The following is a 19,652-nucleotide window of genomic DNA, read 5'->3' on the forward strand; positions in this document are numbered from 1 at the left end:
CGGAGTGCTCAGAGCTTCGTCCGGTGCGACGGTGACACGTCGGCGCAGTCACGCGTCCTCGTGGATCCGGCCGAGCAGTACCGCCCGGGGGCCGGGCGGTACTGCTCGGCCAGGGGATTCACCGGGTAGGGCGGCACCTGCGACGCGGACGCCCTCCCCGAGCCGGCGCCGGGGCGGTGATCGTTCCCGACGATGACTCCGACGCCTTCGAGTGCTTCGGTCAGCGCGGGGTCGAAGGCGTCCCATGCGCCGGCGATCATGATGCCGATGTATTCGGCCGACCGTTCGTAAGGTCGTTCATCATCAGCTCCCCAGCGGGAGAAGCGGCGGTGGATCAGTAGGGGGGCCGCGTGGGCTCGGTTCGACCCGCCCGCGGCGCCGCTCGGGTCGGCCGAGTGCGCTGGTCCTCAGTGCTGGGACAGGAGTTCGGCCTTGCGCGGACCGTGGTCATGGTCGCAGGCCTCGTCGAGGCCGTAGGTCTCCCAGGCGGGGAAGGGGTCATCCCAGGCCGACCAGCCCTGGGGGCCAAGCGCGTGCTCGTCATCGGTGAGCAGGCATGCGGAGAGGGCGTGGTGCAGGGCGGCGGGGTGCAGTCCGGTGCCGATGAAGACGAGTTCCTGGCCGTGGCCGGTGTTGTCCCCGGCTTCGCTTCGGCTGTCGTGTGCTCCGGACGGCTCGAACCGGGCGACGGCGCCTGCCTGTGACCACAGCCCGGCCACGCGAGGACGCGTGGCCAGGTGGAAGAAGCCCTTGGAGCGCAGAACACTGCCGTAGGTGCCGCTGTCCAGGTCGGTGGCGATGAAGTCCCACAGCCGGGCCGGGTGGAAGGGCCGGGTGGCGCGGAAGACGGTGCTGGAGATGCCGTACTCCTCGGTCTCCGGCACATGGTCGCCGTTGAGCTCCATGACCCAGCCGGGGGCCTGCTGGGCGCGTTCGAGGTCGAAGCGTCCCGTTCCCAGCACTTCGGCGGGGGTGACCCGGCCGTGGGTGGCGGGTACGAGACGGGCGGCAGGGTTGAGCCGGGACAGCGTCGCGGCCAGGCGTTCAGCGGACTCAGCGGTCACCAGGTCGAGCTTGTTGAGGACGATGACGTCGGCGAACTCGACCTGGTCCATGAGGAGATCGCTGACGGTGCGCTCGTCGTCCTCGTACTGGTCGAGGCCCCGTTCCATCAGCTCGTCGCCCCCGGTCAGCTCCGGCAGAAAGTTCGCGGCGTCGACGACGGTGACCATGGTGTCGAGGCGCGCGACCTCGCCCAGCGTGGCGCCGTCGTCGCGCGGGAAGGCGAAGGTGGCGGCGACGGGCATGGGCTCGGAGATGCCGCTGGACTCGATGAGGAGGTAGTCGAACCGTCCCTCTCGCGCGAGCCGGTCCACCTCCTCCAGCAGGTCATCGCGCAGGGTGCAGCAGATGCAGCCGTTCGTCATCTCGACGAGGCGCTCTTCGGTGCGGGAGAGGGCCGCGTCACCGTCGCGGACGAGCGCGGCGTCGATGTTCACCTCGCTCATGTCGTTGACGATGACCGCGACTCGCAGTCCTTCGCGATTGTTGAGGAGGTGGTTGAGGACGGTGGTCTTGCCGGAGCCCAGAAAACCCGACAGGACCGTCACGGGAAGCTGATCGGACATCGCGCGGTCAGCCCTCGGGACGCAGCAGTCCGCGCCGGTAGGCGGGGACGAGCCGCCGCGGCACTTGATGTTCACGGCCGTCGACGGTGATCGTCACCAGCTCCGGCGCGCTCGCCTTCCACTGGGCGCGGCGGTGGCGGGTGTTGCTCCGGGACATCTTCCGCTTGGGCACGGCCATGACGCACGGGTCCTTTCCGGTCGGTGGTATCCCGCACACCGTATATGAAAATGGGTACCGTTTCCATGTAGCGTCTGGCAGCCGCTATGAGGTCGTCGCTCAGGAGGAGAAGTGCCGTTGGTGATGTTGCGGGCGCGCAGGACCGCTTATGCGCTCATCACCGCCGTCGGAGGGATGGCGGAGTGAGGGCCGGGAGAGAGGGCCGGGGGTTGCTGGGGCTGGTGTCCGGCACCCCCCCCCGAAGCCCGGGGCCGCCTTCTGGACCTGCTGCTGCGCGCCTCGCCGGACGCACTGGTGCTCTCGGTATCGATCCACGGCGACGAGGCGGGACGGTATCCCTTCGTGCAGCGCTTCGCCGCAGGCGGTGACGAACGGCAGCGAGCCTCGCTATCGCAAGCGGCGACGGGCGACCCGGCGGTGATCGTGCGTCAGGATCTGCGCGCCATCGCACGGGCCGCCGCAGGGTCGCATGTCGTGCTCGCGTTCCCTGACAACGTTGACGCCGTGGCGTCTCTGGCCGAGCTGTGGCGGACCCCACTGGGCAGATCTCCGCTGTCGGACCACTACGACCTGGCACCGATCGCGGTCGGCCTCGATCCCGGCCAACTGCTGAGCGATCTGGGGTGTGTGCACCGTGCCGTCCACGTCTTCGGCGACCGTCCGCATGCCGTACTACTCACGGTCGCCGAGGCCGCCGCCCGGCATGTGGAGGCCGCCCAGGCGGTGGCCCTGACGGAGGGGCGGCGGGAGGACGGCGGCCACGGGGGAGGCTCCCGCGCTCTGCTCGCCCACCTCAACCCGTCCTCGACGGTCCTCCGCGACCAAGGGGAGGACGGCGGCACCGCCTCGCTGATGAATCCGGCGCGGCCCGGTCCCGGGTGGGCGGTGGCCGGACCAGAGGACCGGCTCGATGTCGTCGCTCCGGCCATGCGCCGCCGCGGCGTCGACCACGGCGTGACCTCGGTGCTGTGGCGCTCGCGGCGCCCGCTGCACCCCGAGCGGCTGGCGGAGAGCCTGCTCCAGGTCATGCCTGCGGTGGTGCGCGGCCGGGAGCACCTGTGGATGGCCACCCGCCCGGACGCGGTCATCTCCTGGCGCTCGGCCGGCCGCCATCTCGAACTGCGGGAGGCCGGACGCTGGCCTCGTGGCACTGGGACGACTACTACGGCGAGCGTCGCAACGAAATAGTGTTCACCGGCCCCGAGCTGGACGAGGACATCAATCCGATCCTGCCCTGGCTGGACCGGGTGGTGTACATCGCCGAGGGCCGTGCCGTCGCAGGACCACCACAGGAAATCATCACCACACCGACGCTTTCGCGACTCTACGGGACCACGGTCGAGGTGCTGCGCGCCGGCGACGGGCGGCTGGTGGTCGTCGGCGGAGGGCATGGCGCGGCGGGAGAGGGAGGCCATGGTCACCACTCTGAGTCTGGCTGACACCTATCCGGCCTGGTCCTGGAACCCGGTGACCGACGTGCGGGCGATGTGGGTGTTTCCGTTCATGGTCAACGCCTTCCGGGCCGGGACCATGGTCGCCGTCCTCGCGGGTGTGGTCGGCTGGTACATGGTGCTGCGTCGGCAGAGCTTCGCCGGCCACACGCTCGCCCAGGTCAGCTTCCCGGGCGCCGCCTGCGCCACCTTGCTGGGTGTCATGCAGATCGTCGGTTACTTCGCCTTCTGCGTGGGCGCGGCCCTGGTCAAGGGCTTCCTCGGCGGGGTCAATTCCCTTTTGTTCGGCAGCTTTCTCGGTATCACGGCCACCCAAGTGACCGTCCTGGCAGCCGTGACGGCGGTGGCACTGGCCACACTGGTGGTGATCGCGCGACCACTGCTGTTCGCCTCGGCCGACCCCGACGTCGCCACCGCGCGCGGGGTGCCCGTCCGCGTGCTGTCCGTGACGTTCCTGGTGCTCCTCGGCGCGACGACCGCGGCGACCAGCCAGATCACCGGCACTCTGCTGGTCTTCGCCCTGCTCGTGATACCAGCCGCCACCGCCCGGCAACTCACCGCCCGGCCCGTCGCCGGGATGGCCCTTTCGGCGCTGGTGGCCGCCGCCATCTGCGCGGCGTTGGTTCTCTTCGCCCGGCCGCTGCTGTTCGCCTCGGTCGACGAGGCGGTGGCCGCGACACGTGGTGTTCCTGTGCGGGCACTGGGTGTGGCATTTCTGGTTCTGCTGGGAGCGTGTGCCGCGGAAGCCACACAGGCGGTCGGCTCCCTGCTGTTGCGCGACGGTGGTGGGATGACGTCTCCCTCCGACGGGGCCGGCGGGCTGGGCACGGTGGTAGGTATCGCCTCTCAAGGGCTGATTGCGGGCCTCCCGGTGGTGCTGCTCGGCGGTGTCGCCCTCGCGCTGGGGCCAAAGATCACCGCCGCGCTCGACGATCGTGGGGTGGCGGCGTGGCGGACGGTGTTCACCGCGATCGTGATCCAGGGGGCGCCGTTTCTGCTGTGCTGGTCGCGACCTACGTGGCCTTCCCCGGTAACCCGCAGATGGTCGTGGCCCGTCTGATCGCCTCGCTGCTGACGTCCGTTGCCATGGGCTGGCTGTGGATCCGAGCGGGCCGTGAGGAGTGGCTGCGGCTGCCCAAAGGACCGACCGGGCACACGCCCGGCGCGAGCCGGGTGGAGGAGTTCCGGGTCTCGCTGGTCCCACAAGACGCGCTCACGGTGCTCAGCCCGGTGCACACCGTCGGCGACCAACTGACCGCGGCCGCCCGGTCGGTGCGCGGACTCGACCGGAGGCAGGCGCGTGCCGCCGCGGTGGCCGCACTGGAACGCGTGGGCTTCGCGGACCCGGCCCGGCAGACGAAGGCGTACCCGCACGAGTTGTCCGGCGGGATGCGCCAGCGCGCCGTGATCGCGATGGCGATGCTCGGCGAGCCGGAACTGATCGTCGCCGACGAGCCGACCACCGCCCTCGACCCCCTGGTGCGGGCCCAGGTCCTGGGCGTCCTGGCCGCGCTGCGCGAAGCGAGCGGCGCGGTGATGTTGCTGATCACCCACGACCTGGATGGTGGCCCCGCACGGTCTCCGGCGCCGGCGCCCCCATCGCCGTCGCCCGCGTCACCGCGGGCAGTCTGCCGGCGGTGACGCGGGCATACACCAGAATCGACAGTTATGTGGGATACGCCCCGGTTGTGGGTAAAAGAGCCTTGTGACCATCAAACCGTGGCGCCCGGTCACACTCGCGCCGGCTGTACTCGTCCCTCTGGCGGCGGCACTCCTCACAGCCGGGGATACCGCTCACGCTGAAACCAGCGTGAACAAGATCGCCCACGCGCTGCGGAGCGGCCCCGTCTACGTGGATCGCGCGTCCGGCGCACTGAGCGCCGGGCATGCGCGCGAGCTGGCAGGCAGCATCCGCGACACGGGCGTGCTGGTCTACGTCGCTGTCCTGCCGGACGACCCCGCGTACGGAGGAGAGCGCATCTTCGACCGGCTGCGTGCCGCCGTCGACCGGCCGGGCGTGTACGCGGTGGCGCTCGGCTCATCGTTCGGCGCGGCCTCTGACGCCTCGGTACTGCCGGAGCACGTCTCGCAGGCACTGGTGCAGCAGAACCTGCACCGGCACCACGGTGACCTCCCTGCGGTCCTGGACGGGTTCGTGGCCGATGTGGCGGCGTGGACGGGCGGCGGGGGCAACCACGGAGTTGAGGGCGACCGTGGCTCCAGCGGCCTGTCAGTGGGCGGCGCGGTGGTGTTCCTGGCCGTCCTGGCCGCGCTCGGCGGAGGCGGCCTGTACCTGACGCGGCGCGGCCACAAGCACCGCCGGGAGCGGGAGCGGGCTGACCTTGAAGCAGGTACGCGGCATGGTCGAAGAGGACATCACCGCCTACGGCGAGAAGCGCAGCCACATGGGCTTCGACCCGTCCGACCCGGCGTCCACGCCGGACCTGGTGGACTACTACGGTCGCGCCCTGGACGCGTACGAGACGGCCAAAGCGAGATCCGCCGCGGCCCGGCGTCCGGAGAACGTGCGGGCGGTGACCGAGGCACTGGAGGAGGGCCGCTTCACGCTGGCCGTGCTCGACTCCCGACGCCAGGGCCTCCCGCTTCCCGAGCGGTGTCCGCCGTGCTTCTTCGACCCGCGGCACGGCCCGTCGGCCGAGTCCATGACCCCCGGCTACCACGACGCCGTTCACTACGGAGACGGCTACGGCGACGGGGCGACGTCGGAGGCGGCTTCCGTGACGGAGGCTGGGCGGACCTTGCGAGGTCGAACCGCGGACGACGGCGAGACGGACGTGGACCGCAACCTTTCATTTGACACATAGGTTCTCAAGGCAAGGAGAGCGACATGCTGCTCATAGGGCTCATCATCCTGGCCGCGGCGGCTGTCATCGGCGTGGTAGGTGTGCTGGGCAACCTCGGCGGTGGGCACGCGCTCACCGATGGCTTCTCTGTGTTCGGTTTCAACGGCGCCGACTACACCGGAACGGTGTTTCTCTCCGGGATCGTGATCGGGGCCGCCGCCCTGCTCGGGCTGAGCCTGATGATGGCCGCCGTGCGCCGCAGTCACGCCGCGCGCCAAGGGCTCACACGGCACCGCCGGGAGGCCGCGCCGGTAGACCGGGATCGCGATGAGGCGGCTGGCAGGCACGAGCCCGCGGACGACGAGTCCGCCCGCGGTACCCGGCGCCATGGCCGACCGCATCTGTTCGGGCACCGCACCGCCCATCGATAGGAAGGCAGTGACTCATGAGTGTCGGCAAGAAGATGGCCCACACGGCCGAAGCGGTCCGAGGCAGCGCCAAAAAGGCGCTCGGCCGGGTCACCGGTAACCGCCGCATGCAGGCGGAAGGGCGCGGGGGCAAGGCGAAGGGCAACGCCAAGCAGTCCGGTTCGAAGATCAAGGACGCCTTCCGGCACTGATCCGCGGTAGACGATCACAGGACGCGGCTGAGGGTGGCAACCCGTTCAGGGGGACCGTGGCGACGTTAAGGCGACTACTTGTCAGGTACGTCTCCACCGGACGGAGTCACCCTCATGTCCAGAACGCCACGGCGCTCCCGGTCGGGCCGCATCGGCCCGCTCATCGGCGGAGCATCCGCGCTGGCCACTGGCGCCGCGCTGGTCGCAGCACCGGCCACGGGATGGTTCGGCGACGGCGGCCGGGCCCGTGCGGCCAGGCGCTGGTGCCGCACAGGGCCCGCTGCAACGCTCAGCCGTCGTGACCAGCGCGGATGAGGTTTCTGGCACGTACAGCGTCCCCGCTGCCAGGCGGGTTCCTCAGGTGCGATCCCACTTCTGGTGCGGCCGGCCGTTGCAGGTCCACAGGATCACCGCGGTTCCGTTGGCGGTGCCCGCCTGGCTGACATCGAGGCACAGGCCCGAGTGAACGTTGCGGATCGAGCCATCGGAGGTGAGCGTCCACTTCTGGTTGTTCTGTCCGTTGCACGGCCAGGTGACCACAGGGGTGCCGTTGGTGGTGCCCTGGTTGTAGGCGTCCAGGCACTTGTCGCCGTAGACACGGATCTCGCCGCCAGGCCACGTGGTCCAGGACTGGTTCGCCGCGGTGTGGCAGTCCCAGATCAGTACGGTGGCGCCGGACGCGGTGGAGGCGTCGTCGACGTCCAGGCAGCGGCCCGAGCCGGCACCACGCAACCGGGATGTCGTGTTCTCCAGTGGAGTGCCCCCGGACACCCGGTACAGAGCGACGCCATGTGCCGGCACGCTCGCGGAGATCTGACCGCCGGTGGTGGATGTTGCCCCGGTCCACAGGTCGGTCAGGGTGAACGTTCCGCCGGACAGCCCGATCTGGGCCGCCGTAGTGGTGATCGCGGTGGTTCCGCCGCCGCGGTTGAACAGACCGACGGCGACCGAGCCGTCGGACAGTGGCTTGGCGAACACCTCGGCGGTGCCGTCGTCGCGCACCCGTCGTCCGCCCGCGCCCAGGGCGTCCTGGTTCACGGCCAGCAGACGTGGGTTGCGCAGGATGGCGCTGACCTCGGCGGACATGGTGCGGATGTCGTTGCCCGCCATCAGGGGCGCGGCCATCAGAGCCCACAGCGCGAAATGTGACCGGGACTCGGTCAGCGTGAGCCCCGGTCTGCCGACCACCAGCATGTCCGGGTCGTTCCAGTGGCCGGGGCCGTTTTGGGCGGCCAACGGAGCGTTGATGTCGACGACGTTTCCCACGCCCATGGGATAGCTGTTGGTGTTGCCGTTCTGCCAGACGTCCAGCAGGTCCTCGGTGGTGCGCCACAGGTCGGCGACCTGACCCCAGTCGTAGGTGGGGCCGGTGATGGCGTGGAAGCTGTTGGGGTTGATGCTGTAGACGATGGGACGTCCCGTGGCGCGGAGGGCGTCTCGCATCAGCGTGAACCGGGCGATCTGCTCCTCGCGGGTGCCCTCGGGAGAGCACCAGTCGTACTTCAGATAGTCCACGCCCCAGGAGGCGAAGGCGTTGGCGTCCCGCACTTCGTGTCCCCTGCTGCCGGTTGAGCCGGGATAGGTGCCGACGCGCTGGGCGCAGGTGCGCTCGGTGGGCACCTGGTAGATCCCGAACTTGAGCCCGCGGCTGTGGATGTAGTCGCCCAGCGCCCTCATGCCGCTGGGGAACTTCGTCGGATGCGCGCGCAGGTTGCCTTGGGCGTCGCGCTGGGGATCGAACCAGCAGTCGTCGACCACGACGTAGTCGTAGCCGGCGTCCCGCATGCCCGAACTCACCATGGCGTCGGCGGCCTGTCGGATCACCGTCTCGTTGACGTTGTTGCAGCCGAAGCTGTTCCAGCTGTTCCAGCCCAGCGGCGGGGTGAGCGCCGGGCTTCCGGGCGCGGCCTGAGCCGGCGACTGGGCCGGCACGGAGGAGAGAAGCGTCAGCGCGACAGCCGCCGCTGCCAGCAGGCGCGGCAGGCGTCCGCGGATTGACGTACGCATCGTCTGGTCCTTTCACGATGGACCTGGGGCGCCGGGTCGCGTCGAGCCGTGATGCCCGGCGCGCATGGCGTGAGCATGACATGACATGACAGGGAGCGGGCGGCATCTCGTGCGGGCGTCCGGGGTGGATCCCGGAAGTGATCCACCCCCGGGTGCTCGTGCCGTCAGGCTAGAACTGCGTGAAGAACCTCCACGTCTCGCCGGGAAGCCAGGTTCTGGAGCCACTGTCCCCGGGAGCTCCGTCCTGTGGTGCGGCGATGTGGCCTCCGTCGAACGCGGCCCAGGCGACCGGCCGTCCGGCGGCGCACCCGGAGTAGGTGGTGGTGATGTGCCGCAGGCTGCCCCGGGGCGGCTCGGGCGGGTTCTGGGTGGTGCAGCCGTTGTTCCTGAGGAACCGGTCTCGCATCGACCGTGCGTTGGCGATGTTGTCGCTGACGCCGTGCGCCGCGAAGTACGCGACGGCCCCGGTGCCGCCGCTACAGCCGCTGATCTGGCCGGGAGCGCCGTAGGCCGCGACCGCGCGGAAGACGTTCGGCCGGGAGCAGGCGAGCGAGTAGCTCATGGCGCCGCCATAGCTGAAGCCCAGGGCGAACCGCCGCGTCGTGCCGACGCAGAGGTCTCCTTCGACCCTCCTGAGGATGTCGTCGACAAAGGTCACGTCCTCGCCGCCGGCGTTGGCCCAGCCATTGTTGAGGCCCTGGGGCGCGACGAAGATGGCGCTGTTGTTCGCCAGTCGCTTGAGCCCGTAGTAGGACCAGACGTCCCGCTCCACGGTCTGCCCGCTGGCGACGTCGGTGGCGGTGCCTCCCCACCAGTGGAATCCCAGGACCAGCCGGTAGGGGCGGTTGCGGTCGTAGTTATCGGGAACGTCCAGGATGAAGCTGCGGCTCTTTCCGCCGCTCTGCATCGTGTACGTGCCGTCCCGGAGCGTTGGGGCCTGGCCGCACCCGGCGGCCGCCGACGCGGTGCCCGCCCGCGTGGCGGACGTGCCTTCGCCGTGGCTGCTGCTCACCGCCGGGCCGCCCGTGGCCATGACGAGCGCCGCTGCGACGGCGACGGGTACGAGTAAGAGCTTACGCAGTGACATCGCGTGACTTCCTGGGGTGGTGAGCGATGGGCATGGGCATGTACCTCTCCTTTCACCGGGATGGAAAGCGTCATCAGACGTCTGTACTCGAGCCCGCGGTCATGTGAATGTCCGGTCGGGATCACCGGCGGACGACCGCGTTCAGGGCGTGGTCAGTTCGAAGCGGCTGACGGTCACCGTGCCGCCGAGTGCCCGGGTGGCGTGGTTGAAGATGGCATAGCGGTAGCCCATGAAGAACTGCCAGGCGTTGTTGAGGGTGAAGGTGGGGCCGAGGGGCGCGTAGGTGCTGCCGTTGGTGCTGTAGGAGAAGCGGGCTTGGCGGCCGGTGCCGGGGCGGATGTCGGTGGCGGCGCGCAGCCAGATGCGGGTGCCGGTGATGGCCGTGGTGGCGCGCTCGGTGCCGGTGCCGGTGGTGTTCCAGTTGCTGTCCATGGTCAGGCCGTCGACCATGGCCAGGCGGGTCGTGCCGTTCTCGCGTGTGAGGCCGATCCAGGCGGAGGAGTCGCGGAGCATGGCGAGGCCGGCTCGGTCGCCGTCGCGCATCTGGGCGTGGTCGAGGGTGATGGTGGCGGTGGAGGTGGGGCCCTGGATGCGGTGGGTGAGGGTGTTCCGGGCGGCGTAGAGGTCGCCTGTGACGGTGGCGGTGGTCAGGCGTAGGCCGTTGTTGACGGACCATCGACCGTTGTCGGGGTTGTGGTTCCACTCCCAGGCGGGTTTGAGGGTGGTCCCCTGGAAGGTGTCGACGCCGATGAGGGGTTCGACCTGACGGGGTGGTGGGGGGAGGCTGGGGGTGGGGTAAGCGGTGCCCCAGGCGCCGTTCACAAGGTGCGGCTGGGGCCAGCCGTCGGATGTCCAGGTGACGGGGGCGAGGGCGGGGACGCGTCCGCCGGGGTAGGCGTCGACGAAGGCCAGGTAGTACCACTGGCCGTTCTGGGTCTGGACGAGTCCACCCTGGTGGGGGACACCGCCGCCGGGGATCGGTCCCGGCAGGTCGAGGAGGACCTGGCGGAGGGTGTAGGGGCCGAAGGGGCCCGAGGTGGACTTGAGGATGTACTGCCCGTTGGCCGGGCGGGTGAGGAAGATGTAGTAGTTCCCGTTGATCTTGTAGAAGCGGGAGCCCTCCAGTGTTCCGATGCCGGCGGGGGTGGAGAACACCTGCTGGGCGCGGACCTGGCTGCGGGCGTCCGGGGAGAGTTGGGCGACGCTGATCTGCGTGTTGCCGTAGGCCACGTAGAGGGTGTCGTCGGTGTCGACGAGCAGCCCGGCGTCGTAGTAGACGTGCGGCAGGTCGGCGTGCCGGGTCCAGGGGCCCTCGACCGACGTGGCGGTGTAGATGTAGGTGCGGGCGAAGTCGATCTGGCCCAGCCAGTAGAACGTGCGGTTCCTCGGCCGGTAGGCCAGCGACGACGCCCAGATGCCCCTCACGTAGCCACGCCCGCCGTTCAGGTCGTACTTGGCCCCGAAGTCCAGACGTGGTACCGAGTGGCCGGCGAACTCCCAGTTGACCAGGTCGTAGGAGCGCAGGATCGGCGCACCTGGCGAGTAGTGCATCGTCGAGGCCGAGTAGTAGTACGTGTCACCGACCCGGATGATGTCGATGTCGGCGAAGTCCTGCCAGATCACCGGATTGGTGAACGAGGCGGCGCCCACGTGAGGCTCCTGGGTCGCCGCACGAGATAACGCGGCGTGTGCCGACTGCGCGCTGACCAGTGGCATCGCGGCTCCCGCGGCCAGTCCGGTGGCGGTGGTCAGTATTCCCCGGCGGCTGGGGAAGTGTGGCTGTTCGGATGCGGGCACGGGTATCACTCTTCTCGGCGGGCGGGACGGAGGGCCGGGAGTGCGACGTGGTGCGCGGTTGTTGCTGCTCCGAGCGCCCGGGCCGCTTCCACCGGGCGTTCGCTTCGGGTCTCCGTACGTCGGATTCCGGAGGTGCGTGCTCGCCATGCGCCGTGGATCTCGTCGGGTTGGTCGGGTTGATGGTGGACGACGGCCGGAGTTCCGGACGGATGCGGGAGCGCTCCCATGGCAGTGTGTGCAGAAAGATCCCTCTTCACCGCGGGCTCCTGAGCGAATGATTTTGGGGAGTTCTACCGATCGTTATGGCGGTGAGGGGACCGTAGAAGTACCTCCTTGTGCCGTCAAGCCCCTGCGGTGGCCCTTGTTGCGGACGGACGTGTTCTCTTCGAAAGGATCGGAGCGGCCAGTACACTGCCCCGTATGTGCTCAGCCGACGGCCGCCAGGGCGAATCGCTGACCATCGCGCAGATCGCTCAGCGCGCCGGGGTCTCCGTAGCCACGGTCTCCAAGGTCGTCAACGGGCGGGCGGACGTGGCCCCGACGACCCGCTCGTTGATCGAGGGCATCATCCGCCGGCACGGGTACCGGCGGCAGAAGGCGGCGGGACCCGCCGCCCTGCTCGAACTGGTCTTCCACGAGGTGCGCGGGCCCTACCCGACCGAGATCTTCCGCGGCGTCCAGCGAGTGGCCGCCGAACACCAACTAGCCGTCGTGGTTTCCGAGTTACGGGGCCGCCACACCCCGGAGCGAGGCTGGGTCGAGGGTGTGCTGGCCCGCCGCCCGACCGGTGTCGTCTCGGTGTTCTCAGGACCCAGCGGCGAGCAGGCCGAACAACTGCGCACCCGGGGCATACCGTTCGCGCTCGTCGATCCGACCGGGGATCCCGACCACGACGCCCCGTCGGTGAGCGCGAGCAACTGGAGTGGCGGGCTGTCGGCGACCCGGCACCTCCTGGAGCTCGGGCACCGGCGCATCGCCGTCATCACGGGAGGGGAGCACGTCCTGGCCGGCCGGGCCAGGCTGGACGGTTACCGGGCCGCCCTCGACATGGCCGGCATTCCGATCGACCCCGCCCTCGTCCGCGTCGGCGACTTCCAGATCCTGGACGGACTCAAGCACACCCGGGACCTGCTGCGCCTCCCGGAGCCGCCGACCGCCGTCTTCACCGGCAACGACGGTCAGGCGCTCGGCGTCTACCGCGCGGCGGCCGAGGCCGGGCTGCGCGTTCCCGAGGACCTGAGCGTCGTCGGATTCGACGACCTCTTCCCGAGCCGGTGGCTCACCCCGCCACTCACCACCGTGCGCCAGCCGCTCGCCGAGATGGCCGCCACCGCCGCCGGCATGGTGATTGAGCTTGCCCAGGGTCGGCCGCTCGAGCGCGGACGCGCGGAACTCGCCACCGAACTTGTCGTCCGCGGGAGCACCGCTCCTTTTCGGGGCTGACAGTCGAAACGATCGCGACCCGCAGACCAGGGCGGACACGGTCCGGACAGGGCAGGACGCCGCCACCACCATCCGGCGCAACCCCACTGGCTCGCACCGTGGTGAAGCGGCAGTGTTCGGTCAGACCAACGGCAGGAAGAAATACGTGTCCCGCCTCGCGAAGCGCTGGGCCTCGTCGAATTCGAAGAAGTCGACGAATTTCAGGGTGACTTCGCGGCCGGCCGGCCGTCCTTGAGGGCGCCATGGAACACGCCGTTCACGGCGACCGGCCGCCGTCCGCGACAGCCGTGGTGACCGTATGGGTCCCGCTGGCGATGACGCGCTCACCCCCCAGGCCACAGCCGCGAACCCGGCCAGCGCAGTCACAGCCCCAGCGGCCGGCGTCGACGGGCTGGCTGCTGCCCTGCCTCCCGGTCGGCGGCTGGCAGGCGTCCTGGCGCATCCACCCGCGCGACGGCGCCTTGTTCGGCCAGGTCGAGCAGGTAGAAGGGCTTGAGCACCATGGCGAGCCGACGGCCTGCACAAGGGATTGACGTAGAAATCGCTTACCACCTACGGTCCTTCCGGAATTGCGAACACCTTTCGGTATCTCGAACGTCTGGCGTCGGTGCGCGCTACGAGAAGAAGGAGTCGAAGCGGAATGGGCTCACAGCGAAGACTCGGCTGGATGTCGCTTGTCGCGGCAACCACCATGGCACTCGCGGCCGGAGTGATCACCCCCGCCGCCCACGCCGCGGACCATCCCGTGGAGGTGGTGGTCAACGGGGCCGACGTTCGCGCTGACAACGTGAACGGTTTGACCTACAAGGGCCTCGGCGTTCTCAGCTGCAACAGCACGAGCAACCTGCTGATGGACTACAAGGCGGAGCACCCTGGCCGGTACTGGGAGCTCATCCGGGTGCTGTTCGGTGGAAAGAACCCCCTGATCAACCATGTCAAGATCGAGATGGGTTCGGACACGAACACATCGACCGGTTCCGATCCGGCGACCATGCGCGCAGCGGACGAACTCGCCGACGCGTCGCGTTCCCCGGGCTTCCAACTGGCAGCGGACGCCAAGACGGTCAATCCGAAGCTCAAGGTCTCGATTCTCCGCTGGGTCATGCCTCAATGGGTGCAGAACGAATGGAACAAGGGCACCGGCGCCAACGAGATGTACAAGTGGTACAAGGAGACGATCCTCGACGCCTACGAGAAATACGGGTACATGGTCGACTACGTCGACCCGGACACGAACGAGACGCGGGATCCGAACGAGGCCTTCATCAAGTGGTACAAGAATGCGATTCTGACTGACACGGACTTCGCTGATCCCCGCTACGGCATCCCGGCGGAAAAGCGCAAGAAGGCCGAGAAGGCCTATCACAACATCAAGATCATCGCCTCCGACGAGAACGACACCCTCAATATCGGGCCGTCACTGCTCAGCGATGCGGAACTCTTCGGCATCGTCGATGCTGTGGGCTACCACTACACCACCGAGGACCGGCACGACGGGGCCGCCGGCAGCGACACCAATCTGCCGTACACCAGGCTGGCGACCGGTGAGAACAAGTACGACGAGGACAAGGAAGTCTGGTACAGCGAGGGAACCGCCTCCTTCGGCTACACCGACTACCGCGTCAACAACACCGAGGGCGCGAACGGAACGAGCACCGGCATCGGCGGCGTCCAAAGCGCCCTCGATCTCGCGAACCGCTCTGTCAAGAGCTACGCCAACTCGAAGAGGACGCACTACATCTTCCAGCCGGCGATCGGCTCCTTCTACGAAGGCGCGCAGTACAGCCACAAGGAACTCGTCAGCGCGCGTGACCCGTGGTCCGGCTACCTCCACTACGACGCGGCCCTCTATGTCATGCAACACTTCACTCAGTTCGCGAGGACCGGCTGGGAGAACGACACGAACACGGCGGGCATCTGGCGCACCGTGCCGGAGGCCAGTTACAGCGGGGCGAGCGGCACCGTCAACATCGACGGCTCCAACGGGGCGCCCAGCTATATGACGCTCGCGGATCCCCGTAAGAAGGACTTCTCGACGATCGTCGTCAACGACAGCGACCAGCCCAAGACCTACCGGATCAAAGCCGAGAACATGCGACTCGGTTCCGACCCGACCATGGAGATCTGGGAAACCCGCGGACCGGACGCGGGCCGGCCCTACGACGCGAACTTCAAGCACCTCGCCGACGAGATCCGGCCCGGCGGCGACGGATACTACAGCTACAGGATCAAGCCGAGGTCGATCGTGACCTTGACGACGCTCGACAAGAGCCACGACAAGGCGACGAAGCAACGCCTGCCCGAGTCCTGGGACCGCAAGGTGCTGGACACCGACGTGACCGGCAAGAAGCACAACACCCGCGACAACGTCCTGTATGCCGACGACTTCGGGTACGAGGAGGAGGCCAAGGTCCGGGTCGGCACCGGCAACGGCACGCACAAGGCGTCCCAGCCCTACCTGAGGTCGCGCGGCAATCAGCCTCGCTACATGGTCGACCAGACCGGCGCTTGGGAGGTCGGTGAGGACGCGAGCGGCAACAACGTCCTGTACCAGTACATGGACCAGTCCATGAAGGACACCGGCGCCTGGAACCGCAACACCCCGAACACGACGGTCGGCGACTTCCGCTGGGAGAACTACCGGGCCACGGTCGACGTCGCGTTCCCGGACCCGGACGGCGGACTTGCTGCCCTGGGTGTCCGGCAGCAGAAGGGTATGGCGATCAGCGACGCCGCCTACAACGTGCGCATCGGACCGACCGGCGCCTGGACGTTCTACGAATACGGCACGGCCGTCAAGTCGGGAACAGTCGCGGCATCCGACAGCTACCGCCTCGCCATCGAGGCGAAGGGCGCGACGATCACGGCCTACATCGACGGCAAAGCCGTCTCCACTTACCAGGACCCGACTCCGCAGACGGAAGGCCGCGTCAAGCTCGGAACCGATTTCCACAAGACGGCGTTCGACAACCTGAAGGTCGAGAAGGTCGACGGGTACACGCCCTACGCCCGCGCGCAGCTCGACAACATGGACAGCTCGGTCACCTATGACGGCACGTGGAGCAGGAACGCCGCCCTCGGCGACGCGATGGACTGGTACCGGTCGACGTCGACCAGCACGGCCGCCGGCGCATCGTTCACCGTCCCGTTCACCGGCACGGGCATCGACGTCATCGGCGGCAACGACGGCACCGCCGTCGTCGATGTCTACGTCGACGGAAAGCTGATGGCACGGGACGCGAAGACGGCCACGACCGACAAGCGCCTCGCCACGTACGCGCTCCGCGGTCTGCCCGACGGCGCGCACACGGCGAGGTTCGTCCTCAAGTCCGGAAAGATCGTTCTCGACGCGTTCAACGCCATCTCCGGGGACGTGGACAGCACTGTGGACACGACACCGATCCGGGACGGCCTGGAGAAGATCGGAAGCCCGGCGCAGGCGGACTACACGGCCGACTCCTGGGCCCTGTTCGACTCCGCGTCGTCGGCGGCGAAGGCTGCCGTGGCGGGGCAGAGGGGCCTTGACGCCGTCGGCGTCGAGCAGATCACGGACAGGCTCGAAGGCGCTTACGACCGGCTGGTGCTGAAAGATGGCACCGCCGCCCGGTAGGTGCCCTGGTCCGCGAGCCCAGGGCGTTCGCCGTAAATGATCAAGGGGTCGTATCGGATTCCTCCGGTACGGCCCCTTGCATGGGCGATCGGCGACCGTGCCCGTGGCGTCGTAGACAGGTCTCGGGGGAAGCATCTGTTGGTTCGACGGTGCCGCCGGGGCGCGTGGCGAGCCAGTCCACCCGCCGTCAGCAGACCCAGAAGGTGGCCGACGACCTGACGGCCGACTACGAAGCCGACCACGGGCACGCGCCGGGGGAGAGCGATCGCTACCCAATTGGACGGCAGGCGGCGGAGGACACCCGGCCGCCGATGAAGACTCCGCAGTCGCTGGCCGAGCTGGCCCGGGCAGGCGGCATCGGGCCGGCCTGGACGAACAGATCGTCGAAACCGCCCTCGCCGACCACACCACCCGGGTTCCGGCTGTGACCCTGTGGGGCTCGAATAATCGTCGCTCCTGGTCAAGCGGCATATCTGTACTCGTTGATCACGCCGCCGAGGATGCGGGTGCGCAGGACTTTGCGGCTGGTCGGCTCCAGGACTGTAGGTGGTTGTCCGTGAGGAAGACCAGGGCGTACAGGCGGTGCAGGCTGATGGTGTCGATGTGGAGGAAGTCGCAGGCGATGAGGCCGGTGGCCCGCGTAGAGAGGAATTCCCGCCAGGTTGGGCCAGCGCGGCGGGGTGCGGGGTCGATGTCCTGCGGTGTGGAGGATCTGCCAGAGGTGGAGGCGGCGAGCGGGTGTCCCAGCCGGGCCAGTTCACCGTGAATCCGGCGGTGGCCCCATCGGCTGTTCTCGTGGGCGAGGCGCAGTACGAGGTTCTTGACGGCGGTCTGTGTGGGCGCCGTCCGGGACCGCGGCGTCGTCGGGAGTAGTCCCATCGGCGGGCGACGAGGTTTCGGTGCCAGGCCAATAGCGTGCTGGGCGCGATGGGGAAGACCTTGGCCCAACGGCGGCGGGGGATTAGCGAGGACAGGGAGGCGAACCACAGGCGGCCACGGGTTCGTACCGTACTCGACCTTGTATCTGGTGTCGTAGCACGGCGTTTTCGTGACGCAGGACGAGAAGCTCGGCCTCCTTCGAGGTGCCCCGCCGTGGAAGCACCGCCGGGGCGGCGAGAAGACGTCGAGTCACCTGGTACAGAGGCGACGCGATCATTCCAATATGGTCGCAGCTCTCTGCGCGCCGGGCGGGGCATTTGACCAGCAGCGATGAATAACCGAGCCCCACAGGCTGCCTTCTTGGCTTTGTCCGCGACGCCTGCGCAGCCGCGGCTGACTTGTCGGCGGCGTCCGCGTTCGCCTGCGCCTCTTTCGCGGACGACAGCGCTTGGTCGGCTGACGCCTGGGCCTTGCCCGCCCACTCAGATCCAGGTGGGCACGTGCCCCTCGGTGTAACGGGCGCCGAAGCCGCCCTGAGGCAGGATCTCGTCGATGGTCTTGAGGTCGGTGTCGGTGAGAGTGAGGTCGGCGGCACCTACGTTTTCCTCGATGCGCTTCGGGCTGCGGGTGCCGGGGATGGGCACGATGTGCTCGCCCCGGGCCAGCCAGGCCAGGGCTAGCTGGGAGACGGTGGCACCCTTGGTCGCCGCGAGCTCGGCGAGCCGGTCGACGGCGTCGACGTTCTTCTCGAAGTTGCCCGGCTGCCAGCGCGGGTCGACGTTGCGCATGTCGGTGGCTTCGTACTGGCCGGCGGGCTTGGCGGTGCCGGTGATGAACCCGCGGCCGAGGGGGGAATAGGCGACGAAGCCGATGCCGAGTTCGTCCAGGGTGGGGAAGAGCTGCTCGACGGACCGTTCGAACAGGGAGTACTCGGTCTGCAGGACGGAGACCGGCTGCACGGCGTGCGCCTTGCGGATCGTCTCGGGTCCGGCCTCGCTGAGGCCGAAGTACTTCACCTTGCCCGCGTCGATCAGCTCCTTGACGGCGCCCGCGACCTCCTCGATGGGCACTTCGGGGTCGACGCGGTGCTGGTAGAAGACGTCGATGTGATCCACGCCCAGGTAGTGCAGGCTGTTGTCGGCGACCTTGCGGATGTTGTCGGGCCGACTGTTGAGAGCGCCGCCGATCTGCTCCGGAGGCACGGACATGTCGACACCGAACTTGGTGGCCAGGACCACGTCGTCGCGGAAGTCCCTGACCGCCTTGCCGACCAGGATCTCGTTGGATCCGGTGCCCCAGCCGTACATCTCGGCGGTGTCGAAGAAGGTGACGCCCAGGTCGTGCGCGCGGCGGAGGGCGGCGACGCCGGCTTCCTCGTCGGTGGGTCCGTAGGCCATCGTCAGGCCCATCGCGCCGTAGCCGATCGCCGAGACCTCGAGGCCCTGGTTTCCGAGTGTCCGGTGCTGCATGGCTCACTCCTCTGAAAGAAACTAAAAGGTAATTTTTGGCGGACCGTTGTGTCAGTGCGCTGCGGCGGTCAGTCCGGCGCGGTGGATGCGGGTGTGCTCGGCGACGCGTCGGCCGAGGTGGCGGGCGGTGCTCAGGTCTGCGTCGTGGACCGCGGGGGTGTCGTTGAAGCTCTGCGCGCCGGCGCCGAGGTAGAAGCCGAGGCGGTTGTCGTCCTGGGCGCTGGAGGTGGTGGTGTTCCAGCCCGGCAGGAGGTTCAGGCTCACCCAGAGCATTCCGTGCTGGGCCGCCAGGAGCGAGAGGTACTGCAAGGTGTGCAGCTTGTCGCCGCTCATGGAGCCGGAGTTGGTGAATCCCGCCGCGAGCTTGTCGCTCCAGGCGCGGGTCATCCACCGCTTGCTGCTGGCCTCGGCGAAGGCGTGGAACGCCCCGGACGCGGTGCCCATGTAGGTGGGGGTGCCGAAGATGATGGCGTCCGCGGCGTCCATCAGTTCCCAGTCGGCGTCGCCGAGGGAGGCGACGTCCACGCGGTGGACCTGCGTCCCGGCGATGGAGCGCGCGCCGTCCTCGACGGCCGTGGCGATCTGCGCGGTGTGGCCGTAGCCGGAATGCGACGCGATGACGATCGAGATATCGGACATGGGTGTTCCTCTCCTGCCGCAATGGCGGCATGTGTGATGGG

20 protein-coding genes are annotated in these 19,652 nt (G+C 68.7%); 10 read left to right on the forward strand and 10 right to left on the reverse strand.

What is annotated here, in order from left to right:
• Positions 1-8: 8 nt before the first annotated feature.
• The 3 genes from ACZ6CL_RS20200 to rpmF form a co-directional block, all read right to left on the reverse strand.
• Positions 9-260 carry a hypothetical protein gene (locus tag ACZ6CL_RS20200; RefSeq protein ID WP_468937496.1) on the reverse strand — a complete coding sequence of 84 codons (252 nt, stop codon included), beginning with the start codon at positions 258-260 and terminating at the stop codon, positions 9-11.
• Positions 261-407: 147 nt separating this feature from the next.
• Entirely contained in the window at positions 408-1,628 is a 1,221-nt protein-coding gene (locus tag ACZ6CL_RS20205; RefSeq protein WP_468937497.1) for a GTP-binding protein, read from the reverse strand.
• 7 nt (positions 1,629-1,635) lie between these two features.
• Positions 1,636-1,806 carry a 50S ribosomal protein L32 gene (gene rpmF, locus ACZ6CL_RS20210; protein ID WP_468937498.1) on the reverse strand — a complete coding sequence of 57 codons (171 nt, stop codon included), beginning with the start codon at positions 1,804-1,806 and terminating at the stop codon, positions 1,636-1,638.
• A 504-nt stretch (positions 1,807-2,310) separates the two neighbouring features.
• Here rpmF and ACZ6CL_RS20215 point away from each other — a divergent pair.
• Genes ACZ6CL_RS20215 through ACZ6CL_RS20230 form a run of 4 tightly spaced genes read left to right on the forward strand, consistent with a single transcriptional unit; the run spans position 2,311 to position 4,898 of the window.
• Complete coding sequence (locus ACZ6CL_RS20215; RefSeq protein ID WP_468937499.1) at positions 2,311-2,994, forward strand: GTP-binding protein; 684 nt, start codon at positions 2,311-2,313, stop codon at positions 2,992-2,994.
• The gene (locus tag ACZ6CL_RS20220) at positions 2,994-3,245 is read left to right on the forward strand and encodes a hypothetical protein (protein WP_468937500.1); all 252 of its coding nucleotides are present in this window, start codon (positions 2,994-2,996) and stop codon (positions 3,243-3,245) included. Before ACZ6CL_RS20215 ends, ACZ6CL_RS20220 begins: the two co-directional genes overlap by 1 nt.
• Positions 3,220-4,317, forward strand: a complete 1,098-nt coding sequence (locus tag ACZ6CL_RS20225; RefSeq protein WP_468937501.1) for a metal ABC transporter permease — start codon at positions 3,220-3,222, stop codon at positions 4,315-4,317. The genes ACZ6CL_RS20220 and ACZ6CL_RS20225 overlap by 26 nt, the downstream gene beginning before the upstream one ends.
• Entirely contained in the window at positions 4,257-4,898 is a 642-nt protein-coding gene (locus ACZ6CL_RS20230) for an ATP-binding cassette domain-containing protein (protein ID WP_468937502.1), read from the forward strand. The genes ACZ6CL_RS20225 and ACZ6CL_RS20230 overlap by 61 nt, the downstream gene beginning before the upstream one ends.
• 589 nt (positions 4,899-5,487) lie before the next feature.
• On the opposite strand, the gene ACZ6CL_RS20235 is transcribed toward ACZ6CL_RS20230, so the two are convergent.
• On the reverse strand, positions 5,488-5,619 hold the full coding sequence (locus tag ACZ6CL_RS20235) for a hypothetical protein (RefSeq protein ID WP_468937503.1): 132 nt from the start codon (positions 5,617-5,619) through the stop codon (positions 5,488-5,490).
• Here ACZ6CL_RS20235 and ACZ6CL_RS20240 point away from each other — a divergent pair.
• Genes ACZ6CL_RS20240 through ACZ6CL_RS20250 form a run of 3 tightly spaced genes read left to right on the forward strand, consistent with a single transcriptional unit; the run spans position 5,618 to position 6,680 of the window.
• On the forward strand, positions 5,618-6,082 hold the full coding sequence (locus ACZ6CL_RS20240; RefSeq protein WP_468937504.1) for a hypothetical protein: 465 nt from the start codon (positions 5,618-5,620) through the stop codon (positions 6,080-6,082). The genes ACZ6CL_RS20235 and ACZ6CL_RS20240 overlap by 2 nt on opposite strands.
• 23 nt (positions 6,083-6,105) lie before the next feature.
• Entirely contained in the window at positions 6,106-6,492 is a 387-nt protein-coding gene (locus ACZ6CL_RS20245) for a hypothetical protein (RefSeq protein ID WP_468937505.1), read from the forward strand.
• Positions 6,493-6,506: 14 nt separating this feature from the next.
• Positions 6,507-6,680, forward strand: a complete 174-nt coding sequence (locus ACZ6CL_RS20250; protein ID WP_468937506.1) for a CsbD family protein — start codon at positions 6,507-6,509, stop codon at positions 6,678-6,680.
• A gap of 357 nt (positions 6,681-7,037) precedes the next feature.
• On the opposite strand, the gene ACZ6CL_RS20255 is transcribed toward ACZ6CL_RS20250, so the two are convergent.
• From ACZ6CL_RS20255 to ACZ6CL_RS20265, 3 genes are all read right to left on the reverse strand, one after another.
• Positions 7,038-8,687 carry a glycoside hydrolase family 27 protein gene (locus tag ACZ6CL_RS20255; protein ID WP_468937507.1) on the reverse strand — a complete coding sequence of 550 codons (1,650 nt, stop codon included), beginning with the start codon at positions 8,685-8,687 and terminating at the stop codon, positions 7,038-7,040.
• 169 nt (positions 8,688-8,856) lie between these two features.
• Positions 8,857-9,774 (reverse strand): CE1 family esterase, encoded by a 918-nt coding sequence (locus ACZ6CL_RS20260; protein WP_468937508.1) that lies wholly within the window; start codon positions 9,772-9,774, stop codon positions 8,857-8,859.
• A 141-nt stretch (positions 9,775-9,915) separates the two neighbouring features.
• The gene (locus ACZ6CL_RS20265) at positions 9,916-11,490 is read right to left on the reverse strand and encodes a glycoside hydrolase family 43 protein (protein ID WP_468937646.1); all 1,575 of its coding nucleotides are present in this window, start codon (positions 11,488-11,490) and stop codon (positions 9,916-9,918) included.
• 501 nt (positions 11,491-11,991) lie between these two features.
• On the opposite strand from ACZ6CL_RS20265, the gene ACZ6CL_RS20270 reads away from it, so the two are divergent.
• Positions 11,992-13,014 (forward strand): LacI family DNA-binding transcriptional regulator, encoded by a 1,023-nt coding sequence (locus tag ACZ6CL_RS20270; protein ID WP_468937509.1) that lies wholly within the window; start codon positions 11,992-11,994, stop codon positions 13,012-13,014.
• A 362-nt stretch (positions 13,015-13,376) separates the two neighbouring features.
• On the opposite strand, the gene ACZ6CL_RS20275 is transcribed toward ACZ6CL_RS20270, so the two are convergent.
• Positions 13,377-13,517, reverse strand: coding sequence for a hypothetical protein (locus tag ACZ6CL_RS20275; protein WP_468937510.1), 141 nt, complete (start codon positions 13,515-13,517; stop codon positions 13,377-13,379).
• Positions 13,518-13,681: 164 nt separating this feature from the next.
• Here ACZ6CL_RS20275 and ACZ6CL_RS20280 point away from each other — a divergent pair, with 164 nt between their 5' ends.
• Both ACZ6CL_RS20280 and ACZ6CL_RS20285 read left to right on the forward strand, forming a co-directional pair.
• Complete coding sequence (locus ACZ6CL_RS20280; protein ID WP_468937511.1) at positions 13,682-16,624, forward strand: GH59 galactosidase; 2,943 nt, start codon at positions 13,682-13,684, stop codon at positions 16,622-16,624.
• A gap of 164 nt (positions 16,625-16,788) precedes the next feature.
• A complete protein-coding gene (locus tag ACZ6CL_RS20285) occupies positions 16,789-17,052 on the forward strand; it encodes a hypothetical protein (RefSeq protein ID WP_468937512.1) in 264 nt (87 codons plus the stop codon).
• Positions 17,053-17,985: 933 nt separating this feature from the next.
• Here ACZ6CL_RS20285 and ACZ6CL_RS20290 read toward each other — a convergent pair.
• Both ACZ6CL_RS20290 and ACZ6CL_RS20295 read right to left on the reverse strand, forming a co-directional pair.
• A complete protein-coding gene (locus ACZ6CL_RS20290) occupies positions 17,986-18,972 on the reverse strand; it encodes an aldo/keto reductase (RefSeq protein WP_468937513.1) in 987 nt (328 codons plus the stop codon).
• 51 nt (positions 18,973-19,023) lie between these two features.
• Positions 19,024-19,611: a flavodoxin family protein gene (locus ACZ6CL_RS20295; protein WP_468937514.1), complete on the reverse strand. Its 588-nt coding sequence runs from the start codon at positions 19,609-19,611 to the stop codon at positions 19,024-19,026.
• Positions 19,612-19,652: the final 41 nt, after the last annotated feature.

The organism is Streptomyces sp. NPDC041200, from assembly GCF_055591805.1.